This is a genomic window from Altererythrobacter sp. C41, assembly GCF_016803135.1.
GTDB lineage: Bacteria > Pseudomonadota > Alphaproteobacteria > Sphingomonadales > Sphingomonadaceae > Pelagerythrobacter.
In genome coordinates this window covers 222,343-243,045 of sequence record NZ_JAEVFE010000003.1, presented here as the reverse complement: position 1 = coordinate 243,045, position 20,703 = coordinate 222,343, and the positions used below count along the sequence as shown (strand labels likewise).

The following is a 20,703-nucleotide window of genomic DNA, read 5'->3' as shown; positions in this document are numbered from 1 at the left end:
CGGACTGATAGGAATACCTGCGTGACCCAGGATCCCCGCGAGATCGAGGCAGACCAAGCCGCCGCTGCGCGGGACCTGGCTGCGGCGGAGCGGCTGCTTGCGGCCGTTGTCGCCGATGCGCCGGAGCGCGGCGAGGTGTGGTTCAAGCTTGCATCCATCCGGCGGGGGCTTGGCGATCCTCATGGCGCCCTCGCCGCGATATCGGGCGCGCTGCGGCGCGATCCGCTCGGCTTTCTGCCGCTGCTGCTGAAGGCCAGCTTGCTCGAGGACGTGGGCGACAACGACGCGGCCGGCGAGCTCTACGGGGCAGTCCTTTTCCACGCCCCCCCCGAGGAACGGCTGCCACCGGCGATACGCGAACAGCTCGTCCACGTCCGTCATCGGCACGCGGCCTACATAACTCGCCGGGGTGCGGTTTATGAGCGTGCAGCGGCCGATGCCCTCGATCGGGCCGATCCCGCGGAACGCAGGCGGATCGAACGGTTCCAGTCCAACGCCCTGCGCAAGACCAGGGCTTGGCATCAGGAGCCGACCCATTTTCATTTTCCGGGACTCGCCGAGCACGAGTTCTTCGAGCGCGATGCCTTTCCGTTCCTGCCGGAGCTGGAAGCCGGGGCCGACGACATCCGCAGCGAGTTCGAAGCGCTCATAGCTTCCGAAAAAGGCGAGCTTGTCCCTTACGTCCAGGAAAGCGACGATGTGCCGAGCCAGATGGGAGAGCTGAACCACTCGCCGGACTGGACAGCGATCCATCTCCTTGCATCAGGACGGCGGGTCGAAGCGAACGCGCGCCACTGTCCACGCACGCTGGCGGCGTTCGAAGGCGCGGACCAGCCGTCCATCGCCAATCGCTCGCCCAACCTCATGTTTTCGCTCCTGGCGCCGCACACCCGGATTCCGCCGCACAACGGAATCTCCAACGCGCGCCTCGTGCTCCATCTGCCACTGATCGTTCCGCCCAATTGCGGGTTCCGAGTCGGCGGCGAAACCCGCGAATGGACGCCGGGAGAGGCCTTCGTGTTCGACGACACGATCGAGCACGAGGCATGGAACGATAGTGACAAGCTGCGGGTGGTGCTGATCGGCGATCTCTGGCGCCCCGAACTGACGCCGGTCGAGCGCGAGGCGGTCGCCGCGATCATCGCCGCGAGCTCCGCCCCGACCGATCTCTGAACGCAACTCAGGCGATGGCGAACTTCAGCTCGCCGTCGCCCTCGTCGACGTTGACCTTGCTGCCATCCGGGATCTCGCCGGCCAGCAGCTTCTCCGCCAGCGGGTCCTGCAGGTAGCGCTGCACCGCACGCTTCAGCGGCCGTGCGCCGTAGACGGGATCGTAGCCCACGCGGCCGAGCCAGCGGCGGGCCGCATCGGTCAGGTCGAGCTCGATCTTGCGGTCCTTCAGCAGCTTCTGCACCCGCGCAACCTGGATATCGACGATCGGCGCCATGTGCTCGGGCGCGAGGCGGTGGAACAGGATGATCTCGTCGAGCCGGTTGAGGAACTCGGGGCGGAAGTGCCCGCGCACGACGTCCATCACCTGCGGCTCGACGCTTTCGACGTCCTGCCCGTCCTCGATCTGCGTCAGGAACTGGCTGCCGAGGTTGCTGGTAAGGATGATCAGCGTGTTCGAGAAGTCGACCACCCTGCCCTGCCCGTCGGTCAGCCGCCCGTCGTCGAGCACCTGCAGGAGCACGTTGAACACGTCGTTGTGCGCCTTCTCGACCTCGTCGAACAACACGACCTGATAGGGCCGGCGCCGCACCGCCTCGGTCAGCACGCCGCCTTCCTCGTAGCCGACATAGCCCGGAGGGGCGCCGATCAGCCGGGCGACGGCGTGCTTCTCCATGAACTCGCTCATGTCGATGCGCACCATCGCGGTATCGTCGTCGAACAGGAAGCCGGCGAGCGCCTTGGTCAGCTCGGTTTTGCCCACACCGGTAGGGCCGAGGAACAGGAAGCTGCCGAGCGGACGGTTCGGGTCCTGCAATCCGGCGCGTGCACGGCGCACGGCTTTGGATACGGCCTGCACGGCCTGCTCCTGCCCGATCACCCGCTTGCCGATGATCGATTCCATCTGGAGCAGCTTTTCGCGCTCACCTTCCATCATCTTGTCGATCGGCACGCCGGTCCAGCGGCTGACGACCGAGGCGATGTCCTCCTCCGTCACTTCCTCGCGCAGCAGGGCGTTCTCCGCCTGGCCCTGCGCTTCCTCGAGTTGCTTTTCCAGCTCGGGAATGCGGCCGTAGGAAAGCTCGCCCGCCTTGGCGAGGTCGCCTGCGCGCTGCGCCTGGTCCAGCTCGATCCGCGCCGCATCGAGCTCTTCCTTCAGGCGGCTTTCGGCGTGGATCTTGTCACGCTCGTTCTGCCACCGCGTGGTCAGCTCGCTCGACTGCTGCTCGAGATTGGCAAGCTCCTCGCGCAGCGCCTCGAGCCGATCCCTGGAAGCCTGATCGCTTTCCTTGCCGAGCGCCTGCTCCTCGATCTTGAGCTGGATGATCCGCCGGTCGAGCGCCTCGATCTCCTCGGGCTTGCTCTCCACTTCCATGCGGATGCGGCTCGCGGCCTCGTCCATCAGGTCGATCGCCTTGTCGGGCAGGAAGCGGTTCTGGATATAGCGGTTGGAAAGCTGCGCCGCCGCGACGATCGCGCCGTCGGTGATGCGCACGCCGTGGTGCAGCTCGTACTTGTCCTTGATCCCGCGCAGGATCGAGATCGTGTCCTCCACGGTCGGCTCGTCGATATAGACCGGCTGGAAGCGCCGCTGGAGTGCCGGGTCTTTCTCGACATACTTCTGGTACTCGTCGAGCGTCGTCGCGCCGATGCAGTGCAGCTCGCCGCGGCTGAGCGCGGGCTTGAGGAGGTTGGAGGCGTCCATCGAGCCTTCGGAAGCGCCCGCGCCGATCAGCGTGTGCATCTCGTCGATGAACAGGATGATCTGCCCTTCGGCGCCCTTGACCTCGTCGAGCACGGCCTTGAGCCGTTCCTCGAACTCGCCGCGATACTTCGCGCCGGCGATCAGCGCGCCCATGTCGAGCGACATCAGCGTGCGGCCCTTGAGGCTGTCGGGCACGTCCCCATTGGCGATGCGCAGCGCGAGGCCTTCGGCGATCGCGGTCTTGCCGGTGCCGGGCTCGCCGATCAGCGCAGGGTTGTTCTTGGTGCGGCGAGCGAGGATCTGCACCGTGCGGCGGATCTCCTCGTCGCGGCCGATCACCGGATCGAGCTTGCCGTCGCGCGCCGCCTGCGTGAGATCGCGGGCGTAGCGCTTCATCGCGTCGTAGGCTTGCTCGGCCCCTGCGGTATCGGCGGTGCGGCCCTTGCGCAGTTCGTTGATCGCCGCGTTGAGTTTCTGCGGATCGACGTTCGCTTCCTTGAGCGCCTGCCCGGCGGCAGTGGTAGAGGCGAGCGCCAGCGCGACCAGCAGCCGCTCGACGGTGACGAAGCTGTCGCCGGCCTTGCTCGCGATCTGCTCGGCCTGGTCGAGCACCCGCACGGCATCGTTATCGAGCCCCGGCGTCTGCTGCGCGCCGCCGCCGGACACGGCGGGAATTTTCGCAAGCTCGGCATCCACGCGATCCACTGCGCGCGCCACATCGCCCCCGGCGCGCTGGATCAGGCCGGCGGCCATGCCCTCGCTATCCTCGAGCAGAGCCTTGAGCAGATGCAGCGGCGTGATCCGCTGGTGGCTCATGCGAATGGCGACGGTTTGCGCGCTCTGGAGGAAACCCTTGGCGCGATCGGTGAACTTTTCGAGATTCATCGGTGATCCCTCATGCTGGTTACCGGCTCGATATGGTGTTGCTGATATGCAACACAAGAACACGCCCCCGCAAGACTCGGTGGGGTGTGTGGGTTGGAAATAGGGCGTTCTCCGCTTCGTGGGAGGGAGAATGCGAAATTTTTGCGTTTCGTATGGCCTTGGAGGTGGTGTGATGGACAAAGGAAATATGCGTTCCGGCTAACCGCACCACCCCCCGGCCCCCTCCTCTAAAGAGGAGGGGGAGAAGAATGCGGAACCGACGAAAGCCCCCTCCTCTTCAGAGGAGGGGGTTTGGGGTGGTGGAAGTTCGGCGAGAGTTCGCCTCCCGGCATGGCTGAGCCGGCAAGCTCGGTCCCTTCCTAACCCTCGCCCGAAACCGCCTCGATCCCCGGCACGATCAGCGTCCGCCCACCACCGAAATCCTGCCGCACGACGACCAGCCCAAGCCGCTCCATATGCTCGAGCAGGCGACGGATGCGGCCGGGCGAACTCGAACCGTAGACCCGCGCCAGCTCCTCGTCGTCGGGTGCCGACAGACCCTCTGCCGCGGCCGCGGCAACCGCGAGGTAGGGCGCGAGCACATCGTCCGGCACGGCCTCGCCCAGTTGCAGGATGCGTGCGCGCACCGGTTCGTCCAGACGCTCCAGCCCCGCGCTCGCGATGGCGAACAGGCGGCGGAACGCGGTCATATCGGGAAGCGGACCTACCAGCCGCTGCTGACGGCACCGCACGAGGAAACCCTGATAGAGCGCCGACGCGGACTGGAACGTGCTGCCTTCGCCGCGCGCCATCTCCGCAATGATCGCATCCACCTGCTCGCGCGCGTTCCCCGCAGGAACGGACGCATCGGGCGCAGGTGCGCGCTCGGCCTCCTGCCGCGCAATGCTCGCCTCCAGTTGCTCCGGCTTGGGTGCGGGCGGAGGCGGCGGTGGCGGAGCGGCCTTCGCGGCCTCGCCCGCCAGCTCATCCAGCAACAGCGCCTCCATCTCCTCCGGCGCGGCGTTCGGCAGCGGCATCAGTCCGTCCTTGCGCGCGGCGCTGCCCGACTTCACCGGCCCGATCTTCACCGCCACCGGCCGCCGCGTGATCGCCGGGCCGAGCGCGAGGAAGTGGCCGCGCTCCAGCTCGCGGATACGTTCCGCCTGGCGGCGCTCCATGCCCAGCAGGTCGGCGGCGCGGACCATGTCGATGTCGAGGAAAGTCCGCCCCATCAGGAAGTTCGAGGCTTCCGCGGCGACGTTCTTGGCCAACTTGGCCAGTCGCTGCGTCGCGACGATCCCCGCCAGCCCGCGCTTGCGCCCGCGGCACATGAGGTTGGTCATGGCCGAGAGCGTCATCCGCCGCGTGTCCTCCGCTATTTCGCCGGCGACGGCGGGGGCGAACATCTGCGCCTCGTCGACCACCACCAGCGCCGGATACCAGTGCTCGCGCGGGGCATCGAACAGCGCGGTGATGAACTGGGCTGCGCAGCGGATCTGCTGCTCCACCTCCAGCCCTTCGAGCGCGAGCACGACCGATGCCCGATGCGCGCGGATGCGGCGGGCGAGCGTCTCGATCTCCGCCGGCGAATAGGCCGCGCCGTCGATCACCACATGGCCGAACGGCTCGGCAAGGGTGACGAAATCGCCCTCCGGATCGATCACGACCTGCTGCACCATCCCGGCGCTTTCCTCCAGCAGGCGCCGCAGCAGATGCGACTTGCCGCTGCCCGAGTTGCCCTGGACGAGCAGGCGGGTCGCGAGAAGTTCCTCGACGTCGAAAGTGACGGGCGCCCCGCCCACGTCATGGCCGATGGTGATCTGCGGTTTCACGACCCATGCGCCTAGCCATCCGATCCCGCTTACCGGAAGGGGCGAAGATTACTTATCCCGAGCGAATCGCATGCCGCTTCGGCGCGCCGGTACGTCTGACAATGCCGTTCGCCGAAAAACCGTGTCGAATCGCTCTTCGCTGCCTAGTGTACGCCGCAGGAACGAATCCATTCCGGGGGAAATCATGCGTTTGAAACTTGCCGCGGTGAGCCTTGCCGCGCTTTCGCTTGCCATATCGACGGGCGCTCAGGCCCAGAATGCCGCGGATCCCGCGGCGCAGGCCGCCGCCGCGACAACAGGCGAGCCCGCACCAGTCTCCGAACTGATCGAAAGCGTCTCGATTCCGTACGAGCAGTTCCAGCTCGACAACGGGCTGACCGTGCTGGTGCACGAGGACCGCAAGGCGCCGGTGGTCGGCGTTTCGGTGTGGTACGAGATCGGCTCGAAGCACGAGCCCAAGGGCAAGACCGGTTTCGCCCACTTGTTCGAACACCTGATGTTCAACGGCAGCGAGAACGCGCCGGGTGACTTCTTCGAGCCCCTCCAGCAGGTCGGCGCGACCGACTTCAACGGCACGACCTGGTTCGACCGCACGAACTATTTCGAGACGGTGCCGACCGGCGCGCTCGATCTGGCGCTGATGCTCGAAAGCGACCGCATGGGCCATCTGCTCGGCGCGGTCACGCAGGAGAAGCTCGATAACCAGATCGGCGTCGTCCAGAACGAGAAGCGCCAGGGCGACAACCAGCCCTACGGCCTCGTCGAATACGAACAGCTCGAGAACCTCTACCCCTCGGGCCACCCCTACCACCACTCGACGATCGGCTCGATGGCGGACCTCTCGGGCGCCACGATGGCGGACGTGCAGAGCTGGTTCCGCGACCACTACGGCCCCAACAACGCGGTGCTGGTCCTGGCGGGCGACATCGACACCGCCACCGCGCGCGAGAAAGTGACCAAGTGGTTCGGCGCGATTCCCGCCGGGCCCGAGATCAAGGCGGTCGCCGCACCCGTGCCGACGCTGCCGGCGCCGCTGTCGAAGACGATCTACGACCGCATCGCCAGCCCGCGCCTCTACCGCATGTGGGCGGTGCCCGGGCTCGACAATCCCGAATACCTGCCGCTTTCGATGGGCGCGACCGTCCTCGGCGGCCTCGCCAGCTCGCGGCTCGACAATGCGCTCGTGCGCGAGCAGCAGCTTGCGGTGCGCGTCGTCGCCAGCGCGCAGATCTTCGCCCAGGCGGGCCAGTTCGTGGTCTATGCCGACGCCAAGCCGGGCGTGAGCCAGGAACAGCTCGCCGCCGCGCTCGATGCGGAGATCGCGAAGTTCGTCGCCGAAGGCCCGACCGCGGACGAGCTGCAGCGCGCCGTCACCACATATGCCGCCGGGCAGATTCGCGGCCTGGAGCAGGTCGGCGGCTTCTCGGGCAAGGCGCCGACGCTGGCCGAGGGCCTGCTCTATTCGGGCAATCCGGCCGAGTACAAGGAAGTGCTCGAAACCGCCGCCGCGATGACGCCCGAGCGCGTCCGCGACGTCACTGCCAAGTGGCTCTCGCGTCCGGTCTTCAAGCTCACGGTCGAACCGGGCGAGCGCAAGGAAGGCGGCGAGGCGCGCGGCGGATACTTCACCGGCGCCGGCGACAGCGGCCTTGCCGGCCCTGCGTTCTATTCCAGCCCGCTCTCGATGCAGGCCGGCGCCGCCGCGGCGGAAGTCGACCGGTCGACCCTGCCCGAAGTGGGCGAGCTGAAACCGCTCGACTTCCCCGACATCCAGCGCGCGACGCTCTCCAACGGAATGGAAGTCTACTTCGCGCAGCGCGACGCCGTGCCGACGGTCAGCGTGCGGGTGAACTTCGACGCCGGCTATGCCGCCGATCCGAAGGACAAGCTCGGCGTCCAGTCGTTGATGCTGAGCATGATGGACGAAGGCACCACCAGCCTCGATTCCAATGCGCTCGCCATCGCCAAGGAGCGGCTCGGCGCGAACCTCTACACTTATGCCGACATGGATACGACCGCGGTCGGCCTCGATGCCATGGCGCCCAACCTGGCGCCCTCGCTCGAACTGATGGCGGACTACATCCGCAATCCGGCGTTCGATCCGGAGGAGCTCGAGCGCGTCCGCGCGCAGCAGCTCACCCGGATCCAGAACGAGCTCAACAGCCCCGGCGCCATCGCGCAGCGCGCGCTTGCCCCGGTCCTGTTCGGCGACGCCCATCCCTACGGCATCCCGCCGTCGGGCACCGGCAACCCGGACGTCGTCGCATCGCTGACCGCGCCGGAGCTGCGCGCCTTCCACGACACCTGGCTGCGCCCGGATCTGGCCCGGATCTTCGTGGTCGGCGACACGACGCTGGCGGAGACCACTCGCCTGCTCGAGGCGGCGTTCGGCAACTGGCAGGCCCCCGCCACGCCCGCGCCGGAGAAGAACTTCGAGGTCGCAGTGCCCGCGCAGGAATCGCGGATCATCCTGATCGACCGGCCGAATTCGCCCCAGTCGGTGATCCTCGCGGGCCACGTGCTCGAGCAGAAGGGGACCGACGATCTCCTCGTGCTCGATGCCGCCAACGAGGTCTTCGGCGGCAGCTTCCTCAGCCGGATCAACATGAACCTGCGCGAGACGAAGGGCTGGTCCTACGGCGTGCGCAGCATGGTCCAGCAGCCGCTCGATCGCTCCAGCTTCATGATCTACGCCCCGGTCCAGGCCGATCGTACCGGCGACTCGATCGTCGAACTGCGCAAGGAACTCGCCGCCTATACCGATGACGGCAAGGGCGTGACCGAAGAGGAGCTGACCCGACTCATCAACGGCAATGTGCGCGAGCTGCCCGGCCAGTTCGAGACTTCCGGCGACGTGCTCGGCGGGATTGTCGAGATCGTCACCTACGGCCGGCCCGACGACTATTACGAGACGCTGAGCGGTCGCTATTCGGCCCTCACCTCGGCGGAAATCGACGCCAAGGCGGTCGAAACGCTCGAAGGCAGCGACCTCGTCTTCGTGGTCGTCGGCGATGCCGACGTGGTCCGGCCGCAGCTCGAAACGCTCGGCCTGCCGATCGAAGTGCGGGAGGCCGAGACGTCGCCGAGCGAATGAGCTTGTTGACATCAGTGTAAGCAATCGCGATTGCTGACGCGCGTTACAAACGAGGAGATGACTATGTCTGTTGGCGGCAAATACGATTGCGTGACCAAGACCCCGATGGGTGAGCAGAAGAGCACCTTCACCGTGATCCCGAGCGAGGACGGCACGACCTTCACCGGCAGCAATGCCGGGACGCTCGGGTCGATGGACGTGAAGGACGGCAAGATCGACGGCAACACGCTGACCTGGAAGATGGACATGACGGTGCCGATGCCGATGACGCTGGAAGGCACGGCCACCGTCGACGGCGACCAGCTCACCGGCTCGGTCAACGCCGGCGCCTTCGGCGCCATGCCGATGACGGGCCAGCGCCAGGGCTGACACTCGCCCTCGCGAAGGGAATGAGGGCCGCCGGAGCGATCCGGCGGCCCTTTTCTTTTCGCGTCCGCTCCGGCAAGCTCGTTATTCCCGGAGGCGTCATGACCAGGCACCGCATATACTCGATGAGCGTAGCGAGCGTGTATCCCCACTACCTCGCCAAGGCGGAGAAGAAGGGGCGCACGAAAGCGGAAGTCGACGAGATCATCCGCTGGCTGACCGGACACAGCCAGGCATCGCTGGAGGACGAGCTGGCGAAGAAAACCTGCTTCGAGGACTTCTTCGCACAGGCACCCGAAATGAACCCTGCGCGCTCGCTCATCACCGGAACGGTCTGCGGCGTGCGCGTGGAAGAGGTCGAGGAGCCGCTCATGCGCGAAATCCGCTACCTCGACAAACTGATCGACGAGCTGGCCAAGGGCCGCCCGATGGAGAAGATATTGCGCGCCTAGAGCGGCCTACGTTCCGTTCATGCCGAGCTTGTCGGAAGCATGCAAAGTCCATTAGCCGTCATCCCAGCGAAAGCTGGGATCGCTGGCCGCTAGAGCGGAGCGTGAGGTGAGCGATCCCAGCTTTCGCTGGGATGACGGGCAGGTGTGTCTGGATGACGGATAGATTGGATGACGGATTAGGGGGAGAGGAAACGCCTCCGCATGTCCGCGTGAACCTAAGAAGACCACACGCACGTGCGAAAACCTCCGGCGGCGAACCCGGACACATAACGCCTGGCACTCGGATCGCGCGGCCGGTGCGGCATGCCAGGAGGCGTGCGCGCGGGGTCGGGCGGTTCGGCGGGGTGCTTTGCGAACGACCGGCGGAAGGCTTGCCCGGCGTGAGGTTCGCCGCGCTCGCTCCGCTTGCCCGCCGCCGCCGCGCGCGGGCCCGGTTCCATCCCGTGGGTCCGGGACCGGCGGGCGCAGGCGGCCGGGACTCGCGAGAAGTCCGCCCATGCCCCGTGGCTGATCCGCCACGCCAGCGCGCGGTGTGCGGGGGCCGCCCGGGAGACCTCGGGCCAATGCCGAGGCTCGAAGGGACAGCGCATGGCACCCACGAACATCCGTATCCCGGCTTCCGGCGGAAGGGAGCGAGCTTCCGGCTCCTCTGGGGGTAAACAACACCCGAAGCCAATGCATCGCACGCCAGCCGCACCGGCCGCGCCGCCACCGGCCAAGCCCGAGAGCCGCCCGGTCGCGGAAGAGAGACGAAGGCGCCGTCGACCTGGCGCTCGCCCCGATCCTCGTTGCCTGGCGTTGAGGTCCACCAGGCGGTGGCCATGTAACCAATATGGTTCGTTTTGTCAAGAGGATGGAGGTGGGGGAGGCGTGGACGGGGACTGAAGCGGGGTGCTTGTGCCGACCGTCCTCATGCAGCGTGCCACAGCCGCCCGCCGCCCTACCCTCCTCCCTCACCTTATCGTCATCCCAGCGAAAGCTGGGATCGCGTGCAGCACCGTACGGCCTCGCCGAGAGCGATCCCAGCTTTCGCTGGGATGGAGATATATGTTCTGTTGCGAGCCTCCGCGAAGGCGGAGGCCTCAGGCTGCCCACGGCGCGGCCCTTCAATCCTTCCACAAGCTCAGGACTTCAGGACGAACGGTTCCGAATTCTCACGTGGCTATGGCCGAGGCAGCTCAGCCCAGCTTCGCCTTCAGCAGTTCATTCACCACCGCCGGGTTGGCCTTGCCCTGCATGGCCTTCATCGTCTGGCCAACGAAGAAGCCGAACAGCTTGTCCTTGCCGCCGCGGTATTCCTCGACCTTGTCGGCGTTGGCGGCGAGGACCTTGTCGATCTCGGCCTCGATCGCGCCGGTGTCGCTCTGCTGCTTGAGGCCTTCGGTCTCGGCAATCTCGGCCGGTTCGCGGCCGGTCCTGAGGACGATCTCGAAGATCTCCTTCGCCTGCCCGCCCGAGATCTCGCCCGCGGCCTGCATCTGCAGGATCGCGGCCTGTGCCTCGGCCGTGGCGTGCGCGGGATTCGCCTCGTCGCCCAGCGCATTCATCACGCCCGGCGCGACCGACAGCGACCAGTTGGCGACCTGCGTGGCGGCATCCTTCTCGCTCTTGCCGAGCCGCTTGGCGGTCTCTGCCAGCAGCGTCTCGAACCGGGCGAAAGTCTCGACCTCGGCCGTCAGAACCGCCGCGTTGTAGTCCGACAGCCCCAGTTCCTCGACATAGCGGCGGCGCTTGGCATCGGGCAGCTCGGGCAGCGAGGCCCGGCATTCCTCGAGAAACGCGTCGTCGAGTTCGAGCGGCAGCAGGTCGGGATCGGGGAAGTAGCGATAGTCGTGCGCGTCTTCCTTGCTCCGCATGGAGCGCGTGGTGCCGGTGTTCGGATCGAACAGGCGCGTTTCCTGCACCACGGTGCCGCCATCCTCGATCAGATCGACCTGACGGCGCGCCTCGTGCTCGATCGTCTGCATGACGAAGCGCACCGAGTTGACGTTCTTCGTCTCGGTACGGGTGCCGAACTCCTCGCCCGGCCGGCGCACCGAGACGTTCACGTCGGCGCGCATGGAACCTTCCTCCATGTTGCCGTCGCACGACCCGACATAACGCAGGATCGTGCGCAGCTTGCGGACATAGGCCCCGGCCTCGGCGGGCGAGCGCATGTCGGGGCGCGAGACGATCTCCATCAGCGCCACGCCGCAGCGGTTGAGGTCGACGTAGCTCATCGTCGGGTGCTGATCGTGCATCAGCTTGCCCGCGTCCTGCTCGACATGGATGCGCTCGATGCCGATGACCTTGTCCTGCGGAATGCCGGCCTTCTCGTCCGCCTCGATCGTCAGCGAACCCTCGCCCACCAGCGGATGGTAGAGCTGGCTGATCTGATAGCCCTGCGGAAGGTCGGCGTAGAAGTAGTTCTTGCGGTCGAACCGGCTCCACGCATTGATCGTCGCCTCGATCGCCATGCCCGTGCGCACCGCCTGCCGGATGCACTCGCGGTTCGGCACCGGCAGCATGCCCGGCATCGCCGCGTCGATCAGGCTCACCTGCGTGTTCGGCTCCGCCCCGAACGCGGTGGAGGCGCCCGAGAACAGCTTGGCGTTCGAGGTGACCTGCGCATGGACCTCGAGGCCGATCACGACCTCCCACTCGCCCGTCGCGCCCTGGATGCGATATGTGCTCATTCTCTCATTCCCGTCATCCCAGCGAAAGCTGGGATCGCTATCCAAACCGTCGGACCAAGCGGCCCGCGACCCCAGCTTGCGCTGGGGTGACGATGTTTACCACCACTTCTCCGGCTTCGCGTCGAAGCCCGCACGCTGCTGGATCGCGAGGCCGGCGTTCAGTACGCCCTGCTCGTCGAAGGCCTTGCCGATGAGCTGGAGGCCGAGCGGCAGGCCGTCGCCGTTGAGCATGGCCGGCACGCTCATCGCCGGCAGCCCGGCGAGGCTCGCGGGAACGGCGAAGACGTCGTTCAGGTACATCGCCAGCGGATCGTCCATCTTGTCGCCCAGCGCGAAGGCCGCGGTCGGCGTCGTCGGCGCGAGGATCACGTCGCACTGTGCCCAGGCCTTCTCGAAATCGCGCGCGATCAGCGTGCGGACCCGCTGCGCCTGGTTGTAGTAGGCGTCGTAGAAACCCGCCGAGAGCACGTAGGTGCCGATCAGGATGCGGCGCTTGACCTCGTCGCCGAAGCCCTCGGCGCGGGTGGCGGCGTACATGTCCTGCAGCCCCGCCCCGTCGGGCAGATCGCGCAGGCCGTAGCGGACCCCGTCATAGCGGGCGAGATTGCTCGAGGCCTCTGCCGGCGCGATGATGTAGTAGGCCGGCAGCGCATATTTCGTGTGCGGCAGACTGATGTCGACCACCTCGGCGCCCGCGTCGCGCAGCCATTCCTTGCCGCGCTCCCAGCTTTCCAGGATCTCGGGGTCGGTCCCCTCCATCCGGTATTCCTTCGGGATGCCGACTTTCTTGCCGCGCAGATCGGCCGAGAGGTTCGCCTCCCACTCGGGCACCGGCAGGTCGAGCGAAGTCGAGTCCTTCGGATCGAACCCCGCCATCGCGCCGAGCATCACCGCGCAATCCTCGACGCTGCGCGCCATCGGCCCGGCTTGGTCGAGACTGGAGGCGAAGGCGACGACGCCCCAGCGGCTGCAACGGCCGTAGGTCGGCTTGATTCCGCAGATGCCCGTGAAGGCGGCCGGCTGGCGGATCGAGCCGCCCGTGTCGGTGCCCGTCGCCGCCGGCGCGATCCGCGCTGCCACTACCGCCGAGGAGCCGCCCGACGATCCGCCCGGCGCGAGGTCGGCATTGCCGCCGTCCTTGTGCCGCCACGGGCTGATCACGTTGCCGAAGTAGCTGGTCTCGTTGGAGGAGCCCATTGCGAACTGGTCGAGGTTGAGCTTGCCCAGCATGCCCGCGCCCGCGTTCCACAGGTTCTGCGAAACGGTGCTCTCGTACTCGGGCGTGAAGCCTTCGAGGATGTGGCTCGCCGCGGTGGTCTGGACGCCCTTGGTGGCGAACAGGTCCTTCATCCCGATCGGCACGCCGGCCATCGCGCCGAGCTGCTTGCCCGCCGCGCGATCGGCATCGACCCGCTCCGCGGCGGCCAGTGCGTGGTCGGGCGTGGTGACGATGAAGGCGTTGAGCTCGCCCGCGGCGGCCACGGCGGCGTTGTGCGCTTCGGCGACTTCGCGCGCGGTGAAGTCGCCTGCGGCGACCCCGTCGCGGATCGCCTTGACGCCGAGTTCGGTCAGTTCGGTCATTATTCGATCACCTTGGGCACGCCGAAGAAGCCGTGCTCGGCCGCGGGCGCGTTGGCCAGCACCGCATCGCGCTTGTCGCCGCCGGTCAGCGGGTCGGCGTCGATCACGTCGTCGCGCAGGCGCAGGGTGTTGGGGATGACGGCGGTCATCGGCTCGACCTGCGAGGTATCGACCTCGCCGAGCTGCTCGACCCAGTCGAGGATCTGCGAGAGCTCGGGCGCCATGCGCGCGAGCTCGTCCTCGCTCATCTTGATGCGGGCCAGCGAGGCGATCTTCGCCACGGTGGTCTGGTCGACGGACATGAGAATTGCCCTTCGTTGGGAGGTGAATTGTCGCGAGCGGCGCTAGCAGCGCGCCTCCGGGCGTTCAAGCGGCGGCAGCGCGCCTCATTGCCCCGGTTGCGGCGCGCCTTCCGGCATCTGCTGTTGCTGCTGCATCTGCATCATTTGCTGGACCATCGCGACGCGGCGCTGGAAGTCCTCGCGGCTCATGATCTCGGTCACTTCCATGTCGAAGATCAGATCGGCGCCCGCGGGAATGCCCGAACCCGGCGGCGGCGCATCGCCGTAAGCGAGATCCGCCGGGATCTCGAGCACGTACTTGCCGCCCTTCTGCATCTGCTGCAGCCCTTGCTCGAAGCCGGGAATCGTCGCGCCTTCCTCGATCGGGAACGGATTGCCGTCGGGCAGGAGCCCCGGGGGAAGCGGCAGCGACTGCGACTGGTCGAACACCGTGCCGTCGGCGAGCTTGCCGGTGTACTTCACGAACACCACGTCACCGACTTGCGCGGTCGGGCCGGTGCCCGCGCGCACTTCCTCCACGTCCACGCCTTGCGGCACGGTCGCCCAGGCGATTCCCGCGGCAAGCAGCACCGCAGCGGCAACGCCGAGCCAGAGCTTGGTCAGCGAACCTTTCGCGATCGGCTGGAGGGGGACGCGGGTGACTTCGGCCATTGTCGATTCCTGAATGCAAAAGGGCGCGGGGATCGGCCCGCGCCCTGATGGCTTATCGCTGTGACGTCTTCAAGCGTTCCGGCGTTATTTCGCGCCGTCGCGTTCCAGCCGCTTGCGCTCCAGCTTGCGGGCGCGGCGGACGGCGGCGGCCTTTTCGCGGGCGCGCTTCTCGCTCGGCTTCTCGTAGTGGCGACGCAGCTTCATTTCGCGATACACACCCTCGCGCTGCAGCTTCTTCTTGAGCGCGCGCAGGGCCTGGTCGACGTTGTTATCGCGAACGATGATCTGCATAAATTCAAATACCTCACAGCAAAGGCGCGAAGCCCGCACAGCGCGGGGCGCGCCTTTCGAAATCAACGAAAAGTGCGCCGAATCCGTTCCGGATCGGCTCGAACCGGGGCGCGCATAAGCGAACTCGCACCGATTGGCAAGCCGGGACGCCGCCCGGGCATCGCAAACGTGCTGCGGGATGACGAACCCGCGAATGCAGTCTAAGGGCCGAACCATGTCCGCTGTCTCCCCCCTCACCGCTTCGTTCTACGTCTTCGCCGGAGGCGGGGCGGGAGCGCTGCTGCGCTATCAGGCGGGCCGCCTTCTCACGCACCTGCTCGGGCCGCAAGCCGTCATGGCCTTTCCCTGGGCTACGCTGGCGGTCAATGTCATCGGGAGCTGCGCCATGGGCCTGCTCGCCGGCTGGCTGGCACGGCACGGCGATGCGGGCGAGCAGTGGCGTCTGCTGATCGGCGTGGGCCTGCTGGGCGGCTTCACGACTTTCTCCGCCTTCAGCCTCGAGCTCATGCTGCTGATCGAGCGCGGGCAGCCGTGGCTGGCGGTGAGCTACGCGCTGATTTCCGTGCTCGCCGGCCTCACCGGGCTCTACATCGGCCTCATCGCCATGCGGATCGCAGCATGAGCGATTCGGTCCGCCAGTTCACCGTCCAGCCCGACGACGACGGGGTGCGACTCGACCGCTGGTTCAAGCGGCACCTGCCGCAGATCGGCTTCGCGACGATTTCCAAGTGGGCGCGCACCGGCCAGATTCGCGTGGACGGCGGGCGCGCGAAGCCCGAGGACCGGCTCGCCGCCGGACAGATCGTGCGGGTCCCTCCGGGCGGTGAGGCGCCGCACCGCAAGCAGGTGACGAAGCGCGAACTGACGGCGGAAGAGATCGCCGAAGCACAGGCCATGGTCATCGCGCAGACGCGCTCCGCGATCGTGCTCAACAAGCCGCCCGGCCTCGCGACGCAAGGCGGCACCAAGACGCACCGCCACGTCGACGGGCTTCTCGACGCCTTCGCGCCGGGCGAGGACGATCCGCGCCCGCGCCTCGTGCACCGGCTCGACAAGGACACTAGCGGTGTGCTGCTCGTGGCGCGCACTCCGGGGAGCGCGGCATCGTACTCCCGCCGCTTCTCCGGCCGCAGCGCGAAGAAGGTCTACTGGGCGCTGGTCATCGGCGTTCCCGACGTTCCCGAAGGCACGATCGACGCGCCGCTGGCGAAGCAGCCCGGCACCGGGGGCGAGAAGATGCATGTCGACGAGGAGAACGGCCAGCGCGCCGTCACGCGCTACCGCGTGGTCGACAAGGCCGCGAAGAGGGCCGCCTGGGTCGAACTGGAGCCGATGACCGGGCGCACGCACCAGCTCCGCGTCCATATGGCCGCGATCGGGCATCCGATTCTCGGCGACGGCAAGTACGGCGGGCAGGACGCCTTCCTGACCGGTAGCGTAAGCCGCAAGATGCATCTCCATGCGCGGCGCCTGATCATCGAGCAGCCGGAGGGCGGCAAGCTCGACGTGACGGCCGACCTGCCCGAGCATTTCGCGGCGAGCATGGAGCAGCTCGGCTTCGACCCGGCGCTCAGCAACGCCGAGCCCCTGCGAGAGGAATCGAACGAGCGCACGCCCGCTGAGAAGAAGCAGGCGGCCCGTGCCTACGCCAAGCAGTACCGCCGGGGGCGTCGCGGCGAACGCCGGTCGCGCGGCGCGGCTCCGAAGCCCAAGGGCGGAGGCATGCGCAAGTGACGGTGCGGCTCGCGATCTTCGACTGCGACGGCACGCTCGTCGATGGTCAGGCGGCGATCTGCAGTTCGATGGAAACGGCCTTCGCCAGTGCGGGCCTGCCTGCCCCGGACCGGCACGACGTGCGCCGCATCGTTGGGCTGAGCCTGCCGCAGGCGATCCGCCTACTCGCACCCGACGCCGACGATGCGCTGCACCGCCACGCCGTCGACGCCTACAAGGAGGCATTCCGTGCCTGCCGGCTCGACGGGACGCTGGAGGAGCCGCTGTTCGCCGGCATCGCCGAGGTTCTCGTGCGTCTTGCGGAGGCCGGCTGGACGCTCGGCGTCGCGACCGGCAAATCCGACCGGGGGCTCGCGAGTTGCCTCGCCGCCCACGGCCTCGCCGACCATTTCGTCACGCTCCAGACCGCAGACCGCCATCCCTCGAAGCCGCATCCCGCGATGCTCGAGGCGGCGCTGGTCGACGCGGGTGCGGAGCCGGCCGACGCGGTGATGATCGGCGACACGACGTTCGACATGGAGATGGCCCGCGCCGCAGGCGTGCGCGCGATCGGCGTCGCCTGGGGTTATCATACGGAGAGCGAGCTGCGCGAAGCGGGCGCCGAGCACGTCGTCGCCACTCCGGCCGAACTGGGAGACCTGCTGTCGTGAACGATCCTGCGCAGTCCCGCTATTTCGCGATCGTCGCGGTCCGTTTCGCCAGCGTCGCGCTGATCCTGCTCGGCATCCTCGTCGTGCGGCGCGTTCTCGAGCTGCCCGACGCGCTCGGCTATGTACTCCTCGTCGCCGGGCTGGCCGGCTTCTTCGTCATGCCCACCGTTCTCGCGCGGCGCTGGCGGAGCCCGAAGGAATGAAGCGCTTCTACCGCGAGGTTGCAGTCGTGGAAGCCGAGGGCGGATGGCGCGTTGCGCTCGACGGCCGCGCCATCAAGACCGCACTCGGCGCGCCGCAGATCGTGCCGACGCGCGCACTTGCCGAAGCCCTCGCGTCGGAGTGGTCGCAGCAGGGCGACGAGATCGATCCGCACACGTTCCCGCAGCGCGACATGGCCGACTATGCGATCGACGTGGTGCGTGCGGATCGTGCTGCGGCGATCGGCAAGCTGATGGCTTTCGCCGAGACCGATACGCTCTGCTACCGCGCCGATCCCGACGAGCCGCTCTATCGCCGCCAGCACGAGATCTGGGAGCCGCTGGTGACTGCGCTGGAAGCGCGCGAGGGTATCCGGCTCGACCGCGTGAGCGGAGTGATCCACCGGCCGCAGCCGCAGGCCAGCCTCGACGCCTTGCGCACGCGGCTCGGCACGCTCGACGACTTCACGCTCGCCGCCCTGCAGACGATGGCCTCGCTCTGCGCCTCGCTGTGCATTGCGCTCGAGGCGCTGGAAGCAAACGCCGATGCCGACGCGCTGTGGTCCGCTGCTCACCTCGAAGAAGAATGGCAGACGGAACTATGGGGCCGGGATGCCGAAGCCGAGGCGCGGCTGGACAAGCGGAAGGCGGAGTTCCTGGAAGCGTTCCGCTTCGTGAAACTCTTGGTCTAGTTCGATCGGGTCAGGCCTGCCGCTGGGTCAGCCGATCCATTCGGCGACCTGCCCGGCAACGTCGTTCGCCGCGCTGTTGAGCGCTTCGCCCACAGGTCCAGCCTCGGCCGCCACGCCCGGAACCACGCTTTCGAAGCGCCGCGTCTCGATCCCGTCGCCTTCCGCCTCGCGGATCGCGTCGAACCGCACGACGACCGAGGACGTTCGCGCGTCGTAGCCGAAATCGCGCAGCACGCCGCGAAGCTGTGTCTTCGGCGTGAGCGCCGGGTCGTCGGAATCGATCACCACCCGGTTGCTGCGCGTGCGGATCGTTTCGGCGAGCAGTCCGCGAAACAGCCGCGCCGGCTTGTCCACCCAGACCGCATCCTTGAGGTAGGCGATGTTGGCATCGTCCACCTGCACCGGCACGCGCACGACGTCGAGCCGTGCGGGCGCGTCGGGAACGAGGACCGCGAGCGCTCCCGCCTGGCTACCGGTCGTGCCCGAGCCGGCTGGCGCCTCCGCCGTGGGAGTCAACGTCAGCAGGCTTTCGGGCGGCTCCTTGCCGAAGCTCACGCAGCCGGCGAGCACGGCGAGCGCCGCCAGCGCCGGAAATGTCCTGATGGCTGTCGCGCGCATCGCGTTCCCCTGTCTCTTCGCGGCCGTCATGGCTCGTAATCGGGCAGCTTCTGCCCGCCGATCAGCGAGCCGGCGCCCTGCGTCTCGATCTTTTCGGTCACATTGCGCAGCGCCTTGCTGGTCGCGCGCAGGTCCTGCATCGCCGCCTCGGCCGCCGGCAGAGTGCTCTCGTTGAGCTGACGGGCCGCCGGCTGCACTTCGGTCAACGTGGTGCTGAGCGCCTGCGCGGCGCTGTCGGCGGACTGGAGCGTCTTGCGCAGCTGATCCGCCAGCCCCTGCCCTTCCTGATTGAGCAACTGATCGGCCGATCCCATCACTTTCTCGAACGAATCCAGTGCCTCGCTCGATTCGCGCAAGGTCACTTGGAGTTCGGCCAGCGTGCGCTGCACTTCGGGCGCCGTCTGCGCGAGATCGGCGGTGATCTGGTTGGTGTTGCGCAGGATGCCGGCGATCTCGCCCTGGTTCTCGTCCGACAGCAGCATCGTCAGCCGCTCGGTAAGCGTGGCGAGCCGCTCCAGCAGCAGCGGCGCGTTGGCAAGCAGTTCGCCGAGGCCGCCCGGCTTGGTCGGGATCACCGGCACGTCTTCGGGGCACGCGGTGTTGCCCGGCCCCTCCTCGCAAGTGATCGGCGGCGCATCCCGGCGCGCGCCGTCGAGCAGGATCGTCGAGACGCCGGTGAACGATCCCTGGATCGTCGCCGTGGTGCCGACGCGGATCGGCACGTCGCTCTTCACCTTCACCCGCACGCGGACGAACTGGGGATCGGTCTCCCACAGCGATATCTCGCTGACCTGCCCCACCGGGACGCCGGCGAACGAGACCTGCGATCCATTGGCAAGCCCGGCGACCGACTGCTTGAAGAAGATGTCGTACTCGTCCTGCTCCCCCTGCCCGAGCCGGGCGAGCCAGACGAAGAACAGCGCAAGCCCGGCCAGCAGCACCAGCGTGACGGCCCCGACCCAGACATGATTTGCGCGCGTTTCCATTCGCTTGCCCTAATCCCCGCTTTGCCCGCGTTTGTCCATGCTCTCGGCCCGGCGCTTGCTCGCCTGGGCGGCACGGCCGCGCGGTCCATTGAAGTATTCCTCGATCCACGGATGATCGGTTTCAAGCAGTTCGGGGATCGTCCCGACCGCGATCACCTTCTTGTCCGCCAGCACCGCAACGCGGTCACAAATCTCGTAGAGCGTATCGAGATCGTGGGTGATGAGGAAGACCGTGAGGCCGAGCGTCTGCTTGAGCTCGCGCGTCAGGTGGTCGAACGCCGCGGCGCCGATCGGATCGAGCCCCGCGGTCGGTTCGTCGAGGAACAGGAGCTCCGGATCGAGCGCGAGCGCCCGCGCCAGCCCTGCGCGCTTCTTCATCCCGCCCGAAAGCTCGGCCGGGTACTTGGTCACCGCGTCTTCGGGAAGGCCCGAGAGCATGACCTTGTAGCGCGCGATCTCGTGCATCAGGTCCGGTTCGATCTCGGGGTAGAACTGCTTGAGCGGAACCTCGACGTTCTCCCCCACCGTCAGCGTGGAGAACAGCGCCCCGCCCTGGAACAGGACCCCCCAGCGATTGCGGATGCCGAGGTTCTCGTCGGGCTCGGCGTTGGTCATCGAACGGCCGAACACCTCGACTTCCCCCTCGTCCGGAGTCTGCAGGCCGATGATCGAGCGCATCAGCACCGACTTGCCCGTTCCCGAACCCCCGACGACGCCGAGAATCTCGCCCCGGTTCACGGTCAGCGAAAGATCCTCGTGCACGGTCTGATCGCCGAAGCGGTTGACGAGCCCCTTCACGACGATCGGATGCTCGCCGCGAAAGCGCTCGTAGCGGCCCAG

General features: G+C 67.5%; 19 protein-coding genes. 9 read left to right on the top strand and 10 right to left on the bottom strand.

Annotated features, from left to right (window positions below; all coding sequences use genetic code 11):
* The first annotated feature begins 21 nt into the window (after positions 1-21).
* On the top strand, positions 22-1,173 hold the full coding sequence (locus tag JNO53_RS08125) for an aspartyl/asparaginyl beta-hydroxylase domain-containing protein (RefSeq protein ID WP_203109481.1): 1,152 nt from the start codon (positions 22-24) through the stop codon (positions 1,171-1,173).
* Positions 1,174-1,180: 7 nt separating this feature from the next.
* On the opposite strand, the gene clpB is transcribed toward JNO53_RS08125, so the two are convergent.
* Together clpB and JNO53_RS08115 are read right to left on the bottom strand one after the other, a co-directional pair.
* Positions 1,181-3,760: an ATP-dependent chaperone ClpB gene (clpB, locus tag JNO53_RS08120; protein ID WP_203109479.1), complete on the bottom strand. Its 2,580-nt coding sequence runs from the start codon at positions 3,758-3,760 to the stop codon at positions 1,181-1,183.
* A 359-nt stretch (positions 3,761-4,119) separates the two neighbouring features.
* Positions 4,120-5,571, bottom strand: a complete 1,452-nt coding sequence (locus JNO53_RS08115) for a helicase HerA domain-containing protein (protein ID WP_203109478.1) — start codon at positions 5,569-5,571, stop codon at positions 4,120-4,122.
* 184 nt (positions 5,572-5,755) lie between these two features.
* Here JNO53_RS08115 and JNO53_RS08110 point away from each other — a divergent pair, with 184 nt between their 5' ends.
* The 3 genes from JNO53_RS08110 (at position 5,756) to JNO53_RS08100 (ending at position 9,483) form a co-directional block, all read left to right on the top strand.
* Positions 5,756-8,665 carry a M16 family metallopeptidase gene (locus JNO53_RS08110; RefSeq protein WP_203109476.1) on the top strand — a complete coding sequence of 970 codons (2,910 nt, stop codon included), beginning with the start codon at positions 5,756-5,758 and terminating at the stop codon, positions 8,663-8,665.
* Between the two features lie 63 nt (positions 8,666-8,728).
* Positions 8,729-9,034: a hypothetical protein gene (locus tag JNO53_RS08105; protein WP_203109475.1), complete on the top strand. Its 306-nt coding sequence runs from the start codon at positions 8,729-8,731 to the stop codon at positions 9,032-9,034.
* 98 nt (positions 9,035-9,132) lie between these two features.
* A complete protein-coding gene (locus JNO53_RS08100) occupies positions 9,133-9,483 on the top strand; it encodes a DUF2200 domain-containing protein (protein WP_203109474.1) in 351 nt (116 codons plus the stop codon).
* A gap of 1,178 nt (positions 9,484-10,661) precedes the next feature.
* On the opposite strand, the gene gatB is transcribed toward JNO53_RS08100, so the two are convergent.
* The 5 genes from gatB to rpsU form a co-directional block, all read right to left on the bottom strand.
* Positions 10,662-12,158: an Asp-tRNA(Asn)/Glu-tRNA(Gln) amidotransferase subunit GatB gene (gene gatB / locus JNO53_RS08095; RefSeq protein WP_203109473.1), complete on the bottom strand. Its 1,497-nt coding sequence runs from the start codon at positions 12,156-12,158 to the stop codon at positions 10,662-10,664.
* A gap of 96 nt (positions 12,159-12,254) precedes the next feature.
* Entirely contained in the window at positions 12,255-13,739 is a 1,485-nt protein-coding gene (gene gatA, locus JNO53_RS08090; protein WP_203109472.1) for an Asp-tRNA(Asn)/Glu-tRNA(Gln) amidotransferase subunit GatA, read from the bottom strand.
* Positions 13,739-14,041 carry an Asp-tRNA(Asn)/Glu-tRNA(Gln) amidotransferase subunit GatC gene (gene gatC, locus JNO53_RS08085; protein ID WP_203109471.1) on the bottom strand — a complete coding sequence of 101 codons (303 nt, stop codon included), beginning with the start codon at positions 14,039-14,041 and terminating at the stop codon, positions 13,739-13,741. Before gatC ends, gatA begins: the two co-directional genes overlap by 1 nt.
* A gap of 84 nt (positions 14,042-14,125) precedes the next feature.
* Entirely contained in the window at positions 14,126-14,692 is a 567-nt protein-coding gene (locus tag JNO53_RS08080) for an FKBP-type peptidyl-prolyl cis-trans isomerase (RefSeq protein WP_203109469.1), read from the bottom strand.
* Between the two features lie 84 nt (positions 14,693-14,776).
* Positions 14,777-14,983 carry a 30S ribosomal protein S21 gene (gene rpsU, locus JNO53_RS08075; protein WP_203109758.1) on the bottom strand — a complete coding sequence of 69 codons (207 nt, stop codon included), beginning with the start codon at positions 14,981-14,983 and terminating at the stop codon, positions 14,777-14,779.
* Positions 14,984-15,197: 214 nt separating this feature from the next.
* On the opposite strand from rpsU, the gene crcB reads away from it, so the two are divergent.
* From crcB to JNO53_RS08050, 5 genes are read left to right on the top strand one after another with little or no spacing between them, the layout of a single operon-like run.
* Entirely contained in the window at positions 15,198-15,605 is a 408-nt protein-coding gene (crcB, locus tag JNO53_RS08070; protein ID WP_203109467.1) for a fluoride efflux transporter CrcB, read from the top strand.
* Positions 15,602-16,717 carry an RluA family pseudouridine synthase gene (locus JNO53_RS08065; RefSeq protein WP_203109465.1) on the top strand — a complete coding sequence of 372 codons (1,116 nt, stop codon included), beginning with the start codon at positions 15,602-15,604 and terminating at the stop codon, positions 16,715-16,717. The genes crcB and JNO53_RS08065 overlap by 4 nt, the downstream gene beginning before the upstream one ends.
* Positions 16,718-16,719: 2 nt before the next feature.
* Positions 16,720-17,367: an HAD-IA family hydrolase gene (locus JNO53_RS08060; protein WP_203109756.1), complete on the top strand. Its 648-nt coding sequence runs from the start codon at positions 16,720-16,722 to the stop codon at positions 17,365-17,367.
* On the top strand, positions 17,364-17,570 hold the full coding sequence (locus JNO53_RS08055) for a hypothetical protein (RefSeq protein WP_203109463.1): 207 nt from the start codon (positions 17,364-17,366) through the stop codon (positions 17,568-17,570). The genes JNO53_RS08060 and JNO53_RS08055 overlap by 4 nt, the downstream gene beginning before the upstream one ends.
* Positions 17,567-18,259 carry an ATP12 family chaperone protein gene (locus JNO53_RS08050; protein ID WP_203109462.1) on the top strand — a complete coding sequence of 231 codons (693 nt, stop codon included), beginning with the start codon at positions 17,567-17,569 and terminating at the stop codon, positions 18,257-18,259. The genes JNO53_RS08055 and JNO53_RS08050 overlap by 4 nt, the downstream gene beginning before the upstream one ends.
* Positions 18,260-18,286: 27 nt before the next feature.
* Here JNO53_RS08050 and JNO53_RS08045 read toward each other — a convergent pair whose 3' ends face one another.
* Genes JNO53_RS08045 through JNO53_RS08035 form a run of 3 tightly spaced genes read right to left on the bottom strand, consistent with a single transcriptional unit; the run spans position 18,287 to position 20,703 of the window.
* Complete coding sequence (locus JNO53_RS08045) at positions 18,287-18,877, bottom strand: ABC-type transport auxiliary lipoprotein family protein (RefSeq protein ID WP_203109460.1); 591 nt, start codon at positions 18,875-18,877, stop codon at positions 18,287-18,289.
* Between the two features lie 26 nt (positions 18,878-18,903).
* Positions 18,904-19,863 (bottom strand): MlaD family protein, encoded by a 960-nt coding sequence (locus JNO53_RS08040; RefSeq protein WP_203109458.1) that lies wholly within the window; start codon positions 19,861-19,863, stop codon positions 18,904-18,906.
* A 9-nt stretch (positions 19,864-19,872) separates the two neighbouring features.
* A complete protein-coding gene (locus JNO53_RS08035; protein ID WP_443111170.1) occupies positions 19,873-20,703 on the bottom strand; it encodes an ABC transporter ATP-binding protein in 831 nt (276 codons plus the stop codon).